Source organism: Paraburkholderia sp. XV (assembly GCF_020177535.1).
Lineage (GTDB): Bacteria > Pseudomonadota > Gammaproteobacteria > Burkholderiales > Burkholderiaceae > Paraburkholderia > Paraburkholderia caribensis.
Genome location: NZ_JAGUUD010000152.1, coordinates 1 through 16,077, shown reverse-complemented (window position 1 = coordinate 16,077; position 16,077 = coordinate 1). Strand labels below are relative to the sequence as shown.

12 protein-coding genes are annotated in these 16,077 nt (G+C 65.2%); 7 read left to right on the top strand and 5 right to left on the bottom strand.

All coding sequences use genetic code 11. From position 1 onward, the window contains the following. Window positions 1-201: 201 nt before the first annotated feature. Window positions 202-708 carry a disulfide bond formation protein B gene (locus KFO72_RS37775; RefSeq protein ID WP_054934050.1) on the bottom strand — a complete coding sequence of 169 codons (507 nt, stop codon included), beginning with the start codon at window positions 706-708 and terminating at the stop codon, window positions 202-204. A gap of 105 nt (window positions 709-813) precedes the next feature. Next, window positions 814-2,214 carry an amidase gene (locus KFO72_RS37770; RefSeq protein ID WP_107204224.1) on the bottom strand — a complete coding sequence of 467 codons (1,401 nt, stop codon included), beginning with the start codon at window positions 2,212-2,214 and terminating at the stop codon, window positions 814-816. A gap of 204 nt (window positions 2,215-2,418) precedes the next feature. Between KFO72_RS37770 and KFO72_RS37765 the strand changes: the two genes are divergently transcribed. From KFO72_RS37765 to KFO72_RS37755, 3 genes are all read left to right on the top strand, one after another. Beyond that, window positions 2,419-4,176, top strand: coding sequence for a cation:proton antiporter (locus tag KFO72_RS37765; RefSeq protein WP_176054961.1), 1,758 nt, complete (start codon window positions 2,419-2,421; stop codon window positions 4,174-4,176). Between the two features lie 161 nt (window positions 4,177-4,337). After that, window positions 4,338-5,765: a gamma-glutamyl-gamma-aminobutyrate hydrolase family protein gene (locus KFO72_RS37760; RefSeq protein WP_060601847.1), complete on the top strand. Its 1,428-nt coding sequence runs from the start codon at window positions 4,338-4,340 to the stop codon at window positions 5,763-5,765. A gap of 265 nt (window positions 5,766-6,030) precedes the next feature. After that, window positions 6,031-6,771, top strand: coding sequence for a DUF2968 domain-containing protein (locus tag KFO72_RS37755; RefSeq protein ID WP_054934055.1), 741 nt, complete (start codon window positions 6,031-6,033; stop codon window positions 6,769-6,771). A 132-nt stretch (window positions 6,772-6,903) separates the two neighbouring features. On the opposite strand, the gene KFO72_RS37750 is transcribed toward KFO72_RS37755, so the two are convergent. Beyond that, entirely contained in the window at window positions 6,904-8,076 is a 1,173-nt protein-coding gene (locus tag KFO72_RS37750) for a hypothetical protein (RefSeq protein WP_225034216.1), read from the bottom strand. A 205-nt stretch (window positions 8,077-8,281) separates the two neighbouring features. Beyond that, entirely contained in the window at window positions 8,282-8,839 is a 558-nt protein-coding gene (locus KFO72_RS37745) for a GNAT family N-acetyltransferase (RefSeq protein WP_225034215.1), read from the bottom strand. A gap of 414 nt (window positions 8,840-9,253) precedes the next feature. Here KFO72_RS37745 and KFO72_RS37740 point away from each other — a divergent pair, with 414 nt between their 5' ends. Continuing rightward, window positions 9,254-10,555, top strand: coding sequence for an MFS transporter (locus KFO72_RS37740; RefSeq protein WP_054934058.1), 1,302 nt, complete (start codon window positions 9,254-9,256; stop codon window positions 10,553-10,555). Between the two features lie 109 nt (window positions 10,556-10,664). On the opposite strand, the gene KFO72_RS37735 is transcribed toward KFO72_RS37740, so the two are convergent. Beyond that, window positions 10,665-12,512, bottom strand: a complete 1,848-nt coding sequence (locus tag KFO72_RS37735; protein ID WP_225034214.1) for a tetratricopeptide repeat protein — start codon at window positions 12,510-12,512, stop codon at window positions 10,665-10,667. Between the two features lie 148 nt (window positions 12,513-12,660). Between KFO72_RS37735 and KFO72_RS37730 the strand changes: the two genes are divergently transcribed. The 3 genes from KFO72_RS37730 to KFO72_RS37720 all read left to right on the top strand — a co-directional run bounded on the left by KFO72_RS37730 (window position 12,661) and on the right by KFO72_RS37720 (window position 15,911). Continuing rightward, on the top strand, window positions 12,661-13,005 hold the full coding sequence (locus KFO72_RS37730; RefSeq protein WP_054934060.1) for an ArsR/SmtB family transcription factor: 345 nt from the start codon (window positions 12,661-12,663) through the stop codon (window positions 13,003-13,005). Further along, the gene (locus KFO72_RS37725; RefSeq protein ID WP_225034213.1) at window positions 13,002-14,072 is read left to right on the top strand and encodes a cation diffusion facilitator family transporter; all 1,071 of its coding nucleotides are present in this window, start codon (window positions 13,002-13,004) and stop codon (window positions 14,070-14,072) included. The genes KFO72_RS37730 and KFO72_RS37725 overlap by 4 nt, the downstream gene beginning before the upstream one ends. A gap of 111 nt (window positions 14,073-14,183) precedes the next feature. Beyond that, complete coding sequence (locus tag KFO72_RS37720; protein ID WP_225034212.1) at window positions 14,184-15,911, top strand: FAD-dependent monooxygenase; 1,728 nt, start codon at window positions 14,184-14,186, stop codon at window positions 15,909-15,911. Window positions 15,912-16,077 lie beyond the last annotated feature (166 nt).

The following is a 16,077-nucleotide window of genomic DNA, read 5'->3' as shown; positions in this document are numbered from 1 at the left end:
TTTGCGGCGGCAAAGAAAAGTAGGTGCCGCCCCGCACAGGGGCGACGTGTGAAGCGAGCTAACGAATCGCGGATGCCAGCGCAAAGCCCAAAACACCGACCGGCGACGCCTGAAGCACGCTAACAATTCGCGGATGCCCGCGAAAGCAAAAGCAAATCGCGGATGCCCGCATCACAACCACTCCAACCGAAAGACACGCCTCTACCGTGCCCGGCGATTCCGCCAAAGACTAAAAGCAAGCGCAACAAACGCCACCACAAACCCGATCAGCGACCAGCCAGGCAAGGAAATCCCGAGAATCGGCGGATACGGCGTTTCACACAGCCCCGCGACCTTGAACACGCCAGGCAGCCAGTGAGCGGGCGGCAGACCATCGACGATCGGCTGCAACGCGTCGAACCCGCAGCTGAAGTTCGGATGCGACTGCACATACACGTGCCGGGCGGCCGTCACCAGCCCGCCGAGCGCCGACAAAAGCGCCAGCAGTTCGAGCAGCCTGACGCCCGTCCAGCCGCGAATCCGCGCGCCGAGAAACGCGAAGATCGCGATCAGCAGATAGAAATAGCGCTGGATAATGCACAATGGGCAAGGATCTTCATGCTCGACGAACTGCAGATAAAGCGCGCCCCCCACGAGCGCGAGACAGACCAAACCGAGTAGAACGAGCAGACTGCGCTCGCGGCGCAATGTAACGTTGTCGATAATCATGATCCTGCTAGCGGTGGAAGTTCGGTAAAAGGTGCGGCGATTCTAGCCGAAGCTCGCGGCGCATGCCGATGCCCCCGCATGTGGCGCCGCCCATGTCAACAAATCTCAGCGAATCGTATTCAGTACCGCTTCGACGGCCCGTCCTGTTCCCAGCAACGCGTCGTCCGCGTGCGGCGCGGCGGCCAGCATCAGCCCGACAGGCGCGCCGCCACGCGGATGGCAGGGCAGCGAGATCGCGCAAGCGTCGAGAAAATTGAACGCACTCGGGTTGCGCAGCACGAGGCCATTGGCGCGGAAGAACGCTTCGTCGTCGTCGACCAGGCCCGCGACGCGCGGCGGCACGATCGGCACCGTCGGCGCGACGACGGCGTCGAAGCGCTGCCACATCGCATGCGCTTCGGCCAGTACGGCGGCGCGCTCGGCGAGCAGGTCGAGATAGTCGGCGGCTGTCGCCGGCTGGCCCTTCAGGATGCGCGCGAGCACGCGCGGATCGTACGCGTCGCGCTGCGCTTCGAGTAGCGGCCGGTGCCACGCATAAGCTTCGATCGGCGAAAAGCCGAAGCGGTTGATCGCGGCGAGACGGTCGAGCGGCGCAAAGCGCACGTCGCTGACTATCGCGCCCGCCGCCTCCAGATGCTTCAGCGCGGCGTCGTAGGCCTGCGCGACTTCCGGCTCGAGATCGTCCGTCACGAAATGGTTCAGCACGCCGAGACGCACGCCTTCCAGCCGCCGCGCAGCCGGGACGACCGGCTCCAGCCCGGCGAGAATCCGGTCGACGAGCGCGCAGCATGCGACCGTCGCGCCGATCGGACCGAAGGCGTCGAGCGTCGGCGAGAGCGGCACGCCGCCTTGCTTCGGCACGCGGTCGGCGGTCGGCTTGAAGCCGGTCAGGCCGCACAGGGCGGCAGGAATGCGCAGTGAGCCCCCCGTGTCGCTGCCGAGCGCGACGGCCGCCATGCCGTCCGCCACCGACGCCGCCGCGCCCGACGACGATCCGCCCGACACCCGTTCGTCGCCCTTCACGCCGCGCCGGTACGGCGACAGCGGATTGCCGTAGTGCGGGTTGAGGCCGAGGCCGGAGAACGCGAATTCGCTCATGTTCGTGCGTCCGACGATCACCGCGCCCGCGCGCTTGAGCCGCGCGACGGCAGGGGCGTCCGAGGTCGCGGGCGCGGCATCCGCGAGCACTTTCGAGCCGGCGCGCGTCACCTGTCCTTCGATGTCGAACAGATCCTTCACCGACACGGGAATGCCCGCGAGCGGCGACAGTACGGTGCCCGCCGCGCGCAGACGGTCGTGCGCGTCGGCCGTGGCTCGTGCGTTGCCGGCGTCGACCCGCACGAAAACGGCGGCGCCCTGGCCGGCGGGATCGGCGATGCGTTCGAGCGCCGCTTCGACGAGCGCGCGGCTGGTGGTGCGGCCGGCGGCGAGATCGGCGGCGAGCTGGGCGAGCGGCGGGAAGGGCGTTGAATCGGGTGACGCGGCGGGTGACGTGGCGGTGGTCATGGCGTGAGATCGAAGGTGGGCAGTCGAGAACCGTATTGTGACGCGTCGGGCGCGATCGGCGTGAATGGATCAAAAGCGAACGACGCGGCGCGAGTTTCGCCGAATGCCTGGGCTTGTATTCGTTCTTCGTGCTTCGCTAAATGGTTTTTAACCGTTCGTGCGTTACCATCGCGTTCTGGATTACTTTTTGTAAGGAATAAAACTATGCACCACGGTATCGGCTTCATTCAGGATCTGGCAGTCGTGATGGCGCTCGCCGGCGTCGTCACCGTGCTGTTCCATCGCCTGAAACAGCCGGTGGTGCTCGGCTATATTGCCGCGGGCGTGATCATCGGGCCGTACACGCCACCCTTCCAGCTGATTCACGACGAGCAGACCATCCAGACGCTCGGCGAACTCGGCGTCGTGTTCCTGATGTTTTCGCTGGGGCTCGAGTTCAGCTTGCGCAAGCTGTTCAAGGTCGGCGCGACGGCCATCGTCGCCGCGTTGTCGGAGATCGTGCTGATGCTGTGGATCGGCTATGAGATCGGCAGCGCGTTCGGCTGGAGTTCGATGGACTCGCTGTTTCTCGGCGCGATTCTCGCTATTTCGTCGACCACCATCATCGTCAAGGCGCTCTCCGAGCTGGGTCTCAAGCGCGAGAGCTTCGCGCAACTGGTGTTCGGCATTCTGATCGTCGAGGACATTCTCGCCATCGCGATGCTGGTGCTGCTGTCGGGCATCGCGCAGACGGGCGAGCTGTCGGCGGGCGTCGCGTTCGTCACGCTCGGCAAACTGCTGCTGTTCATGACGGTGTCGCTGGTGGTCGGCATTCTGGTCGTGCCGCGCGCGCTCAACTACGTCGCAAAGTCGCAAAGCGACGAGATGCTGCTGGTCTCCGTGCTCGGTTTCTGCTTCGCGTTCTGTCTGCTGGTCGTCAAGCTCGACTACAGCATCGCGCTCGGCGCGTTCCTGATCGGCGCGATCATGGCCGAGTCGCGCCATCTGCACCGCATCGAGCATCTGATCGCGCCGCTGCGCGATGCATTCTCGGCGATCTTCTTCGTGACGATCGGGCTGATGCTCAACCCCGCCGTGCTGGTCGACTACGCATGGCCGATCGCCGTCATCACGGTCGCGGTCATTCTCGGCAAGATCGTCTCGTGCGGGCTCGGCACCTTCCTCGCGGGCAAGGACGGGCGCACGGCGATGCGCGTCGGCATGACGGTGTCGCAGATCGGCGAGTTCTCGTTCATCATCGCGTCGCTCGGTGTCACGCTGAAAGTGACGAGCGCGTTCCTCTATCCGATTGCCGTCGCCGTCTCCGCGCTGACGACGCTCTTCACGCCGTACCTGATCCGCGCCGCCGACCCGCTCACGCAGCGCCTGGGCCGCGCGATGCCGCGCACGCTCGCCAACGTGTTCGGCATGTACGGGCAATGGCTCGGCAGTCTGCGGCCGGCTTCGGGCGAGCCGACCGTGTTCGGCCTCACGAGGCGAATCATTCTGCAGATCGCGGTCAATCTCGCGATCGTCGCTGCGATTTTTCTGGGCGCATCCTATGGAGCGCCTTACGGAAGTGGATTCATTGAGAAATGGCTGCCGTCCGAGCCGATGCAGCGCGTCGTGCTGTGGAGCGCGGCGCTGCTCGTCTCGCTGCCATTTCTTGTTGCCGTCTACCGGAAGACCAAGTCGCTTGCGCTGTTGCTGGCTGAAATCAGCGTACAGCCGGCCAAGGCGGGGCGCTTCACGAGCGCGATCCGCTACGCCATTTCGGACCTCGTGCCTGTCGTTTCGATGCTAGGCGTGTTTCTGCTCGTCGCGGCACTGTCGAGCACGATCCTGCCGCCGACGGGCCTGCTGGTCGCCGTGCTGGTCGTCGCCGCGCTGCTGCTGACCTTGCTGTGGCGCTGGTGCGTGCGGATTCACGCGACGATGCAGATCGCGCTGCGCGAAACCTTCGACGAGCAGCCCGATCCATGATGCCGCACGTCCGCGTCACGCCGATTGAGACACGTTCGCGCAAGGTTGCATGTTGTGTCCTGATGTGACGAATTGTGTGCTGGTTTGCCCATGCGGGGCGCGAGGCGGATAATGAGATATGTCTAATCGTTCACGCGCGAAGACGCGTCTGTCAAACAGTCATGAGCGAGAACAACTCCGATAACGCCGGTACACCCGGCACACCCTCTCCTTCGACGAGCCAACCCGGCGCAGCCGGGTCGCCATCGTCACCGGCCCCTTCATCGACGCCCTCGGCCCCCGCGCCGACGCCCACTCCCGCACGGGAAGCCAAAGAAGCCGCTTCCACCGACTCCCCCGAAAGCGCCTCCAACGTGACGCCCGAGAACGCGGCCGCCGCGCAGCGAAGCGACGCGGAGCAGGCGCGCACGAACGCCGCTGCGCAGGCTGCCGCGCAACAGGAAGCGGCGGCGCGGGTGCAATCGGTGGTGTCGAATGCGGAGCGGGCGGCGGCGACGGCAGCCACGGCCGGCGCACCTGCCGCGAGCGCGGCGTCTGGCGCGGCGGACGCTGCCGCCAAGGCGCCTGCGGGCGGCGAGCCGTACGGCGAGCCCGATGGCACGCTCGGCGCGTCGGGTAAAACCGGCGGCGCTCCGCCCCCGGGCTTCGGCTCGGCGCCGGATTTCGGCGCGTCCAATCCGCCACCGGCCAGTGCGTATCCGCCGGGGCCGCCTGCCTATCTGAAGCACAACGATTCCGCGTGGTCCGTATTCGGACGCATCGTCGCGGCGCGCGCGCGGCAGATTTTCGACCGTGCGGGCCGCCGGATCACGCAGCGCACGTTGCGCATCGGCGTGTCGGCGCGGATCTTTCACCCGGAGCCGGGTGCGAAAGGCCTGCGCGGCAAGACGCTGCAATATCTGGAGGAGTCGATCGCGCATTGGGTGATGTCGCGCGACGTGCTCGTCTTCATGATTCCGACGGTCGGCCATCAGGGGATGCTGCATCCGAGCAACATCCGCCTGCGCGACTATGCGAAGCATCTGGACGGTCTGTTGCTGCAAGGCGGCGCCGATGTGTCGCCGCAGTCGTACGCTGAGGTGGCGACGCGTCCCGAATGGCCCGGCGATCGCGTGCGCGACATGTATGAACTCGAACTGCTGCACGAGTTCATCGAGTCGGGCAAGCCGGTGCTCGGCGTGTGCCGCGGTTGCCAATTGATCAACGTCGCGTTCGGCGGCACGCTGTATCAGGACATCGCGACGGATGTGCCGACGGCGGGTATCCACGTCAACGAGCATTACGACCAGCATCGACATTCGATTCATTTCCCCGAAGGCTCGACGCTCGTCAACATGTTCCCCGGACGGCGCGAAGCGATCGTCAATTCGATCCACCACCAGGCGGTCAACCAGCTGGGACGCGATCTGAACATCGAGGCGGTGTCAGGGAACGACGGCATCATCGAAGCCGTGCGCTACCGGCGCGCGCCGTTCGTGATGGGTGTGCAGTGGCACCCCGAGTTCCACCGCGCGGGCGGTCCCGAACTGCTCGATTGCACGCCGTTGCTCGATACGTTCCTGCGGGTCGCGCGCGAAACGCGTTTCTGATTGCCACGCCTTCGATCTGACGCGAGCGGGCCGCTGATGGCTCGCTCGCGTTTTTCGTTTCTGTTTGTCGCAAGGCTGCGCGGCACCTGGTTGCGAACCCAATCGCATGAGAAAACAACAGTCGTTTTTACGAACTTTTGCGATTGCGTGTTGTATTGCTTAGTTGTCCGTTCATCGATTTAAAGTCCTGTCGTAGCGCGTCAGAAAGGGCGTATTCCGCGCGATAATCCGAGGCTGTTTCTGGATACGCATGGAGTATCGACGTATGAAGTACCCCTTGGATCTGCGCCGCACGGTATTGCTCACGCTTGCTTGCGCGCTCATGCATGGCGGCGTTGCACTGGCAGCCGGCAAGGCGGCGGTGGGAGCGGGCGTCGTGCGCGCGGGCGCGGCGAAAGGCGCACCCGCCGGAACGCCGGACGCCCAAAACGATGCCGGCTCCGCCGACACTGCGGGCAGTGCACCCGGACTCGACGCGAACCTCGACGCAAGCGGCAGCGTACAAGGCGATGTCGCCGATCTGATGCAACTGATCCACGACGGCGGTCTGACGGAAATGCGCACCACGTATAACGGCGGCTATGGCGCTTCGATGTTCTTCCACGCGCAGAGCATGACGTACTACGTCGCGCTGTTTCAGGAGAAGCACTTCTGGCGCGTCATCAGGACATCCGACCAGGCGCGGGCCGAATCCATCTATACCGGCTTCGTGCGGCAAACGGCCCAACTCGCGGACGTCGAGATTCGCCGGACTCAGTTGCAGGCGCAGAAGGCATCGATCGAGCGGGTGATCGGCGAGTCGCAGGCGCGTGCGCAACGGCTGCAAGCGGATATCGAAGTGGCGCGTGCGCAGGAAGCGAAGGTCGCGGACTATCAGCGGCAGACGCAGGACGAGACGCTCGCGTTGCGTGACGAAAAGGACAAGGCCCAGGTGCAATTGCGTCAGTTGCAGCAGCAGGTGCTGCAGTTGCAGCGTCAGGCGGAGGCAGGGCTGCCGGCCCGGTGATCGCGTTCGCCGGGTCGCGAGGGCAACGCGGTGTTGTGGTTTGAAGGGAATGAGAAAGGGGCTGAGTCCAGGATTTCACTGAACTCAGCCCTTTTGTTTGAGACTGATTCGGATTGCCCGACGCTCGCGGACTTACTTTGAAAAGCTATCGGGCACTTCGGTCACGCGCCGCTGGGATATGTGGTTCATCCACTCGGTGCTGTTGGTGTTCACGCGGTCCTGGCGGACCGCGACGGGTGCGGCGTCCCGCACATGCGTGCCCGCCGACATCGTGACGGAATCATAGTCGCCGTTCAGGCGCGCCGAGGGCGCGAGAGGAGAGTAGTCGCCTGCAATAGAGGGCAAGGGACGCGCGCGATATCCCGCCGAAGGCCGTGTTTCCGACGATGCATGCCAGTCCGAAGTCGCATGCGAGCCGTGAGGCGGCGCGATGTCCAGCGTGTGCGCGACCGCATGGGGAAGGCGGCGCGCGCTCGTAGCGACGAACTCGTTGCGCTCGCGCTTCGTGGAGTTAGCTTTGCGTATGTCTCGCGCAGCATGATCGGCGCGGGATGGCTTTGCGCTCTTCGGCGGGACGCTTGCATAGGCATCGACAGCGCGCGGAGCGATGGGCATCGCGCGTTCAGCGGTGGTTCGCGACGCTTGTATAGCAGGCGTGTCGTGGCTGGCAGAGGGCGAAGCGGAAGCTTTCGAGGTCGCCGTCGTTGCGGGCACGGCGGGAGGGGAGGAGGCGCGCGCCGCGTCATTGCCCGACGTGGCGATCGCCGCGCTTGCGCCCGGCTTACGCGCCGTCAGATCGCCGCGCGCGCGATTCCACGCGACGGGCGCATCCGCTTGGCGTGCGATATTGCCGGAACGGCTGTGCACGCTTCCATCATGATTCGCGGCGGCGTTGAGCGTCACATCGGGCGCGGCGGCGAGGGTTGGCGACGCAGGCTGTCGTGGATGGTTCGCCATCAGCCACGCAATCGCGGCCACGCCACCGATCACGCATGCGCCAGCCGCAAGCGTGTTCGGTTGACGGCCCTGCTGAGCCGGCGCGCGGGTCGGATGACGCATGCCCAGTGGAGTCGGGCTGGGCTTGCCGGCGGGACCCGGACCAACCTTGATATCGGGTTGCTGCCGCAGACTTTCTGGATCCCAGCGGCACAGGGCGCGGATCGCGTCGGAACTCAGGCAGAACGTGCGCAGCATCGCGGCGTACAGCGCCTTCAGTTCGGTACGGAAGCTGACATTGGGCGGCAGCAGCGACCATTCGCGGCCAAGCGAGCGAGATACCAGCTCAAGTGGGCGAAGGCGCGGCATTCTTATTTCGCCGACTACGAGTGTGAGTGGGGATGTCGACACGGTCTTCGCCTCGTTCTTGTTCGCGTGTTTGGCCTCGAAGCGGCGGACGACAGCAGATGTGAACGCAACGCACGTTCACGGCCCGGTCGAGGCGTTGGGTCGCGTTATCGTGGCAGACGGTTGCCGACTCAACGATCAGATAAATCCTAAATATTTAGTAATCTTAATAATGTGTCGATTCGCGATTCAGTCGATAGACATATCTCAATGCAGTGATATCGACGCCGCCCATATGATCAGGCTCGGCGCCCGAGAACTGCCAGCCCTGCCGTTCGTAAAATGCGATTGCAGAAGCATTGCCTTCCAGCACATACAGATACAGCTGCGCCTCGCCATGCTCGCGGGCCCAGTCCTGCGCGGCGCGCATCAGCAGCTTGCCTGCACCGATCCCCTGATGCGCGGGCAGCGTGTGCAGATTGTCGAGCAGCACACCCCATGGCGAATCCGGCTGACGTTCGACGCACACGAAGCCGATCGGCTCGCCCGCCCGCACCGCAACCAGCACGATCCGCCGTTCGGCGCCCGGCGCGGACATCCGCGCGCGCCAGTACGACGCTCGCTCCTGCGCGACCTCGCCGTTCAGAAACGCGTCCGGCAGCAGCCCGCGATAGGTCGCCTGCCAGCTCGCGCTATGGATGGCGGCGATGAGATCGGCGTCGGCCTCGGTCGCGGGGCGCAGCGTGAGGGGCGAAAGCGTGGGCAGTGAAGCGGAATCGGACATTGCGGCGGTATGGCGCGGTAGAAAGCAACGGATCGGCCGCCAGCACGCGGCAAGAGAGTCACGATACGGCGCATGTCGCCCGGCGTCACCTGGCGCGGCTTGCCAGTCGAAAACCGCGTCGGAAGAATTTTCTTGGAAGAGGGCTATCGTAAGCAAATTGTATTAAATGCGCACCCTCCAGAGTAACGTTATTATCACGGCAGGCGCATGTTGTAAGTGAAATATCACGTTTACCCTGATATCTCGACAGCATTTGCCGCATGAGAATACCGCGCCCACGTAAAGCGCCGCGTCCTGACGGGCGCAGACGCGACCCGGCCGAGCCGGACCGGGCATCCGCGCCATTCCGGCGGATCGTTTGAACTGCCCAGCGCTGTCTGCTCCTGCAGTCAGCGGGCCCATTTCGAGAAAGTCATGGCAACTGCATCCCATGCTCAAGTAGCGACGGACGAATCCAAGGTTCGTACGGTATTCCGCGTCGTCAGCGGCAACTTCCTGGAAATGTACGACTTCATGGTCTACGGCTATTACGCCGCTGCGATCGCGAAGACGTATTTTCCGAGCGGCAATGAATTCGCATCGCTGATGCTGTCGCTGTCGGTGTTCGGCGCAGGGTTCCTGATGCGTCCCCTCGGCGCGATCGTGCTCGGCGCGTACATCGATCACCACGGCCGCCGCAAGGGGCTGATCTTGACGCTCGCGCTGATGGCGCTTGGCACGCTCACCGTCGCGTCGATCCCGGGCTACGCGACGATCGGCGTGCTCGCGCCCGTGCTCGTGCTGATCGGGCGTCTGTTGCAAGGCTTCTCGGCGGGTGTGGAGCTGGGCGGCGTGTCGGTCTATCTGTCGGAGATCGCGACCAAGGGCAACAAGGGCTTCTATTGCTCGTGGCAATCGGGCAGCCAGCAGGTGGCCGTCGTGTTCGCCGCGCTGATCGGCGTGGTGCTGAACCGCATACTGCCCGCCGACCAGATGACGTCATGGGGCTGGCGCGTGCCGTTCCTGATCGGCTGTCTGATCGTGCCGTTCCTGTTCATCATTCGCCGCTCGCTGAAGGAAACGGAAGAGTTCCTCGCGAAGAAGCATCGTCCCTCCGTCAGCGAGATTTTTTCGTCGATGCTGCAGAACTGGGGCGTCGTGCTGGGCGGCATGGGCATGGTCATCATGACGACGGTGTCGTTCTACATGATCACGGCGTACACGCCGACCTTCGGCAAGGAAGTGCTGAAACTTTCGTCGATCGACACGCTGATCGTCACGGTTTGCATCGGCGTATCGAACCTGATCTGGCTGCCTGTGTCGGGCGCGATTTCGGATCGCGTCGGCCGCCGTCCCGTGCTGCTGACGTTCACGATCCTCACGATCCTGACGTCGTATCCGGCCGTGCAATGGCTCGTCGCCGATCCGTCGTTCGCGCGCCTCCTGATGGTCGAGCTGTGGCTCTCGTTCCTGTACGGCTGCTACAACGGCGGCATGGTCGTCGCGCTGACGGAGGTGATGCCAGCCGACGTGCGCACGGCGGGCTTCTCGCTGGCATACAGCCTCGCGACGACGATCGGCGGCTTCACGCCCGCGATCGCGACGTATCTGATCCACTCGACGGGCAACAAGGCAGCGCCCGGCCTGTGGATGAGCGTGGCGGCCGTGTGCGGCCTGATCGCGACGCTCGTGCTGTATCGCACACCGGAAGCGCGTAACCAGTATCGGACGGCGTAAGGGGCGTTGCGCCTGGCGCCGGCCTCCTGGTTCCGAAGCTGAAAATGAAAACCCCCGCATGCGTGCGGGGGTTTTTTGTTTGACCGACGGCTTCGACGAAGCCCGGCGCTCAACTGCGTAGCGCCGCGACAACCTCTTCGACGACTTCCTTCCACGCATCGGGCCGCGGCTGCCGCACGAGCCGCGCCGACGGATACCACGGGCTGCGCGCTTCGCGCGTGAACCAGCGCCAGTCGGCGGCGAACGGCAGCATCAGCCAGAGCGGCTTGTCGAGCGCGCCCGCCAGGTGGGCGATGGCCGTGTCGACCGACACCACGGCGTCGAGTCGCTCGATGATCGCCGCCGTATCCGCGAAGTCGCGGATACGCTCATCGAAGCGATGAATGTTCTTCGCGCGCGGATGCGCGTCGAGCGCGGCGCGTTCGTCGTCGCCGAGTGCGGGCTGCAGCACGATCCAGTCGATGCCGTCGAGCGCGAACAGCGGTTCGAGCGCGGCCAGCGGCAGCGAGCGGTTTTCCTGACGCTGTGCGCGTCCCGACCACGCAAGGCCGATCTTGCGCTTCGCGTGGCCGCCGAGCGAGCCTCGCCAGGCGCGGCGCGATGCGGCAGGCGCATTCAGGTACGGCGTGCGCGCCGGAATCGTGTCCAGTTCGGTGCCGAGCGCGAGCGGCAGGCTCAACAGCGGGCATTGCAGGTCGGCGCGGGGCCGCGGCGCGCCTTGCGCAATCAGCGTGACGCGCCATTGTTGCGCCGTCGGTCCGAGCAGCGACAGTAGCTGTGGCTGCACTTCGAGCACGACGCGCGCGGCGCGCTGTGCCACCACCTCGACGAAACGCACGAATTGCAGCGTGTCGCCGAAACCCTGTTCGGCGTGCACGAGCAGCGTACGCCCGGCAATCGGCTCGCCGTTCCAGCGCGGCAGCGGCGTCGCGTCCGGCGGAAGCGGCGCGGATTCCAGCCGCCATTCGTATTCGGGCAGACCGCGCTTGAAGTCGCCGAGCGTGAGCAGCGTCACGCCGCGATTCATATGCGCCATCGGCAGATCGGGCCGCAGCCGCAGCGCCTGTTCGAACGCGCGCAGGGCGGCGTCGTACGCGCCGAGGGCATGATGGGCGGCGCCGAGGCTCAGCCACGCGAGCGCGAAGTTCGGGTCGTGACCGACGGCGAGTTCGAAACGCGGCCGCGCTTCTTCGTGACGGCCGAGCGAGGCGAGCGCGTTGCCGAGGCCGAATAGCGCGGGCGGCAGGTTCGCCTGCAGTGCGAGGACGGCTTCGAACTCCGCAACGGCCTCATGGTGCTGTCCCGTCGCGTCCAGCGTATTGCCAAGGTTGAAGCGGGCGGCGACGAAGCGCGGCTCGATCTTGAGCGCCGCCCGGAAATGCGCGATTGCCTCCTTGGTCGAGCCGAGCGCATTGAGCGCCATGCCGATGTTGTTGTGCGCGCCGGCATGGCCGGGCCGCAGTTCGAGTGCGCGCCGGAACGAATCGACGGCTTCGCGGTGTCGGCCGAGCGCGTGCAGCGCATTGCCGAGATTGACGTGCGACGACGCGTCCATCGGCTGCAGGCGCAGTGATTTCTGGAACGCGTCGACGGCGTCTTCGTGGCGCCCGGCGAGCGCGTACGCATTGCCGAGGTTGTAATGCGCCATCGGAAACGTCGGCGCGAGCGTCAGCGCATTGCGAAAGCGTTCGATTGCCTGGTCGAGCCGGCCGAGCGCCTTCAGCGCGTTGCCGAGGTTCAGTTGCAGCGCGGCGTCCTGCGGGCGCAAATCCGCGGCGCGGCGCACGAGGTCGGCCGCTTCTTCGTGCTGGCCTTGCTGATGGCGCAGCACGCCAAGCAGATGCAGCGCATCGACGTGGACGGGATCGAGTTCGAGCGTGGCGCGATAGTCGCGCTCGGCGTCGGCGAGCCGTCCGTCGCGATGCGCGCTGTAGGCGCGGTCGAAAACTGGATGCATGACGCAGGCGAGGGTGTGATGCAGGAAAACGCGCATTTTCCCATACTCGGCGCATGCCCCCCGACTTGACGCGGGCAGTGTTGCTCAATAACATATGAACATCTGTTCATATGTATGTATCGACGCTGCGTCGATACGGGTGCCCTCCATGTCTACCGTGCTCTCTCTGAATGCCGACGACCGTGTCGTACAGATCGCCGATCTGTTCCGCCTGCTGGGCGACCCGACGCGCCTGCGCATCGTGCTCGCGTGCGTCGACGAGCGGCGCGCGGTGGGCGCGATCGCCGAATCGCTGAGTCTGTCGCCTTCGCTCGTCAGCCATCATCTGCGGCTGTTGCGCGCGGCGCGCATCGTACGCGCGGAGCGGCAGGGCAAGCAGGTTTTCTACGTCGCCGCCGACGGCCACATCAGCGGCATGCTGACCGACATGCTCGAGCACGTCGCGGAGCCCGTCAGCGAATCCGCCGCCGACCTCACGCAGGACCACGCATGAAATACACCGCCCAACAGACCAGCGAAACGACGGCGCAGCATCAGCCGAAGTCCGGCGCGCATGTGCACACGGACGCGTGCGATCACCCGGCGCACGACCACGACCACGACCAGGCGCCCGAGGCGAGCCGCAAGGCAGCGCACGACCATCATCATGGGCATGGCCATCATCACCATCACGCGCCCGCGTCGGGCCATGGACGCGCGTTCGCGCTTGCCGTCGCGCTCAACATCACGATCGTCGTCGTGCAGGCGATCTACGGCGTGCTGGCCAATTCGACCGCGCTGCTCGCCGACGCCGGACACAATCTCTCCGACGTGCTCGGCCTGCTGCTCGCCTGGGGTGCAACCTGGCTCGCGACGCGCCGGCCGTCCGCGCGCTACACGTTCGGCCTCGGCGGCTCGTCGATTCTCGCCAGCCTGCTCAATGCCGGGCTGCTGCTGTTCGCGTGCGGCGTGATCGTCGCGGAAGCGGTCGGCAGGCTGATTCATCCGTCGCCTGTTGCGGGCCTCGACGTGTTCATCGTCGCGCTCGTCGGGATGCTCGTGAACGGTTTCTCGGCGTGGCTTTTCATGCGCGGCCAGGAAAGCGACCTGAACATTCGCGGCGCGTTTCTGCATATGGTTGCCGACGCGGCCGTCTCGGCCGCCGTCGCAATCAGCGGCCTTGTGATCCTTTTCAGCGGCTGGACGTGGCTCGACCCGGTGATGAGCATCGTGGTGGTTGCCGTGATCGTCTACGGTACGTGGGGCCTGTTGCGCGATTCCCTCAAGCTCGCGCTCAACGGCGTGCCGCCCGGCGTCGACCTGCAGAAGATTCGCGAGTACCTCGCCGCGCAGCCGGGCGTTACCGACGTGCACGACCTGCACGTGTGGGCGCTGTCGACGACGGGCAACGCGTTGTCCGTGCATCTCGTGATTCCGGACGGCCATCCCGGCGACAAGGTGATCGACGGAATCGTCGGCACGCTGCGCGCGGAGTTCGACATGCACCACGCGACGCTGCAGGTCGACATCGGCACGACGCAGCACCGCTGTTCGCTCGATCATTCGCCGCACGCGCACTGAGCGATATGCCGCTCGGGCGATGCGGGATTGATGCGGCGCGTCGTCGGCCGCACGGCTGCGAGCGGAACGCTCGGCGTACACTAGCGAGCATGTCCGACTGCGGAGGTCTGCATGACGGGTGCTTCCTTCGACGTACCGCCCGTGCTGATCGTCGGCGCGGGGCCGACGGGGCTGGCGGCAGCCATGAGTCTTGCGCGCGCCCAGGTGCCCGTGCGGCTCATCGACAAGGCGCCGCAACCCGACCCGCATTCGCGCGCGATCGGCATTCAGGCGCGCACGCTCGAACTGCTGGAGCAACATCGCCTCGTCGAACGGTTTCTTGAACTTGGTCATCGCGCGCGCACCGCGAATCTGTATTCGAACGGGCAGCGGCTGACGCGGCTCGATTTCGATCCGCTGCAAACACGCTATCCGTATCTGCTGTTTCTCGATCAGTCCGTGACCGAGCGCCTGCTGACCGAGCATCTCGCGACGTTTGGCGTGCAGGTCGAACGCGGCGTCGAGCTGACGATGTTCGCGCAAGGCTCGGCCGGCATCAACGCGACGCTGCAACGCGCGGACGGTCATATCGAGACGCTGCATCCGTCGTACATGATCGCCGCCGACGGCGCGCACAGTGCGATTCGTCACCGGCTCGGCATGAGCTTCGCGGGCAAGACCTTCGAGCAGACCTTCCTGCTTGCCGACATCGAAGCGGATACCGGCTGGTCCGAAGACGAGTTTCATATCTTCGCGTCGGGCGCGGGCCTGGCGGCGCTCTTTCCGATGGGCAAGGGCCGGCATCGGCTGATTGCCGATCATCCCGCGATGCCGGACCGCGAACCGGCCGAGGCCGCGCCGCGCGGCGATCTGGCGCCACTCGCGTCGATTCCCGCGCCCACGCTTGACGAATGCCGGCTGATTGCGAAGAGCCGCATTCATCATCCCGTCGAACTGAGCAGCCTTTCCTGGTCCGGGTACTTCCATCTGAACAGCCGCATGGTCGAGCAACTGCGCGCGCAGCGCGTGTTCCTCGCGGGCGACGCTGCGCACGTGCACAGCCCTGCGGGCGCGCAGGGAATGAATACGGGCATTCAGGAAGCGTTCAATCTCGGCTGGAAAATCGCGCGGGTGCTGAAGGGCGACGCGCCCGACCGGCTGCTCGACACGTACCATCTCGAACGTCACCCGATCGAGCGCGACGTGCTGCGGCAGACGAGTTTCGTTACGCACATGGCGGAAGCGGACCACGGGCCGCTGAAGCTGCTGCGCGAGCGCGTGATGCCGGTGCTTGCCGCACTGGGGCCGTTGCGCGATGCCGCGCGTCTCACTGTCAGCGAACTGTCGATTCAATACCGGCGCTCGCCTCTGACTTTGGAACGCATACTCGACGGCGGGCCGCGTGCGGGCGAACGCGCACCCGATGCGCTCGTGCATGTCGTCGATGGACCGTTGGGACGCGCGCCGGGGATAGGCTGTATTTTCGATTTGCACGACCCGGCGTTCTTCTCGCTGTTTCTGCTCGTCGATCCGCTGGAGGAACCGGGAATGGGCAACGGCAAAATGTTGTCATTGCATCGCAAGCCTGTGCGCGCTGCGGATCTCGAGCGTTTTGCCGCCGCGGTCGAAGAGTTGCTGCCGGGCGCGGTGCGTGTGTGGCGGGTGTCGGATGCGAACGGCGAGGGCGGCGGGCCGTCGCTGAGCGAATCGTTCGGGCGTACGCGGCCTTCGTTTTATCTGGTGCGGCCGGATGGATATGTGTGTGCGCGCGGTAGGCCTGGTTCTGATCTGAACGGGCTGTTGCGGCATTGTGAAGCGTGGTTCGCGAAGGGTGCGCCGGTTGAGCCGGCGGGGGGGTGATGGGTTTTTGTTTTTGTTTTTGTTATTGTTGTACTGGTTGGTATCGTGATTTGCTTTTGTGGCGGTGTTTGCGTTGTGATTTTTGGGGCGGACGGTTTTGGTTTGCTAGTGTTTGCGCTGGCATCCGCGAATTGTTAGCGTGCTTCAGGCGTCGCCCCTGTGCGGG

What these genes read in the sequence shown, in the direction of transcription:
- KFO72_RS37765 (WP_176054961.1), top strand. Translation starts at nt 2,419, where the DNA reads ATGCACCACGGTATCGGCTTCATTCAGGATCTGGCAGTCGTGATGGCG.
- KFO72_RS37735 (WP_225034214.1), bottom strand. Translation starts at nt 12,512, where the DNA reads ATGCATCCAGTTTTCGACCGCGCCTACAGCGCGCATCGCGACGGACGG.
- KFO72_RS37730 (WP_054934060.1), top strand. Translation starts at nt 12,661, where the DNA reads ATGTCTACCGTGCTCTCTCTGAATGCCGACGACCGTGTCGTACAGATC.
- KFO72_RS37720 (WP_225034212.1), top strand. Translation starts at nt 14,184, where the DNA reads ATGACGGGTGCTTCCTTCGACGTACCGCCCGTGCTGATCGTCGGCGCG.
- KFO72_RS37725 (WP_225034213.1), top strand. Translation starts at nt 13,002, where the DNA reads ATGAAATACACCGCCCAACAGACCAGCGAAACGACGGCGCAGCATCAG.
- KFO72_RS37750 (WP_225034216.1), bottom strand. Translation starts at nt 8,076, where the DNA reads ATGCCGCGCCTTCGCCCACTTGAGCTGGTATCTCGCTCGCTTGGCCGC.
- KFO72_RS37760 (WP_060601847.1), top strand. Translation starts at nt 4,338, where the DNA reads ATGAGCGAGAACAACTCCGATAACGCCGGTACACCCGGCACACCCTCT.
- KFO72_RS37775 (WP_054934050.1), bottom strand. Translation starts at nt 708, where the DNA reads ATGATTATCGACAACGTTACATTGCGCCGCGAGCGCAGTCTGCTCGTT.
- KFO72_RS37755 (WP_054934055.1), top strand. Translation starts at nt 6,031, where the DNA reads ATGAAGTACCCCTTGGATCTGCGCCGCACGGTATTGCTCACGCTTGCT.
- KFO72_RS37740 (WP_054934058.1), top strand. Translation starts at nt 9,254, where the DNA reads ATGGCAACTGCATCCCATGCTCAAGTAGCGACGGACGAATCCAAGGTT.
- KFO72_RS37745 (WP_225034215.1), bottom strand. Translation starts at nt 8,839, where the DNA reads ATGTCCGATTCCGCTTCACTGCCCACGCTTTCGCCCCTCACGCTGCGC.
- KFO72_RS37770 (WP_107204224.1), bottom strand. Translation starts at nt 2,214, where the DNA reads ATGACCACCGCCACGTCACCCGCCGCGTCACCCGATTCAACGCCCTTC.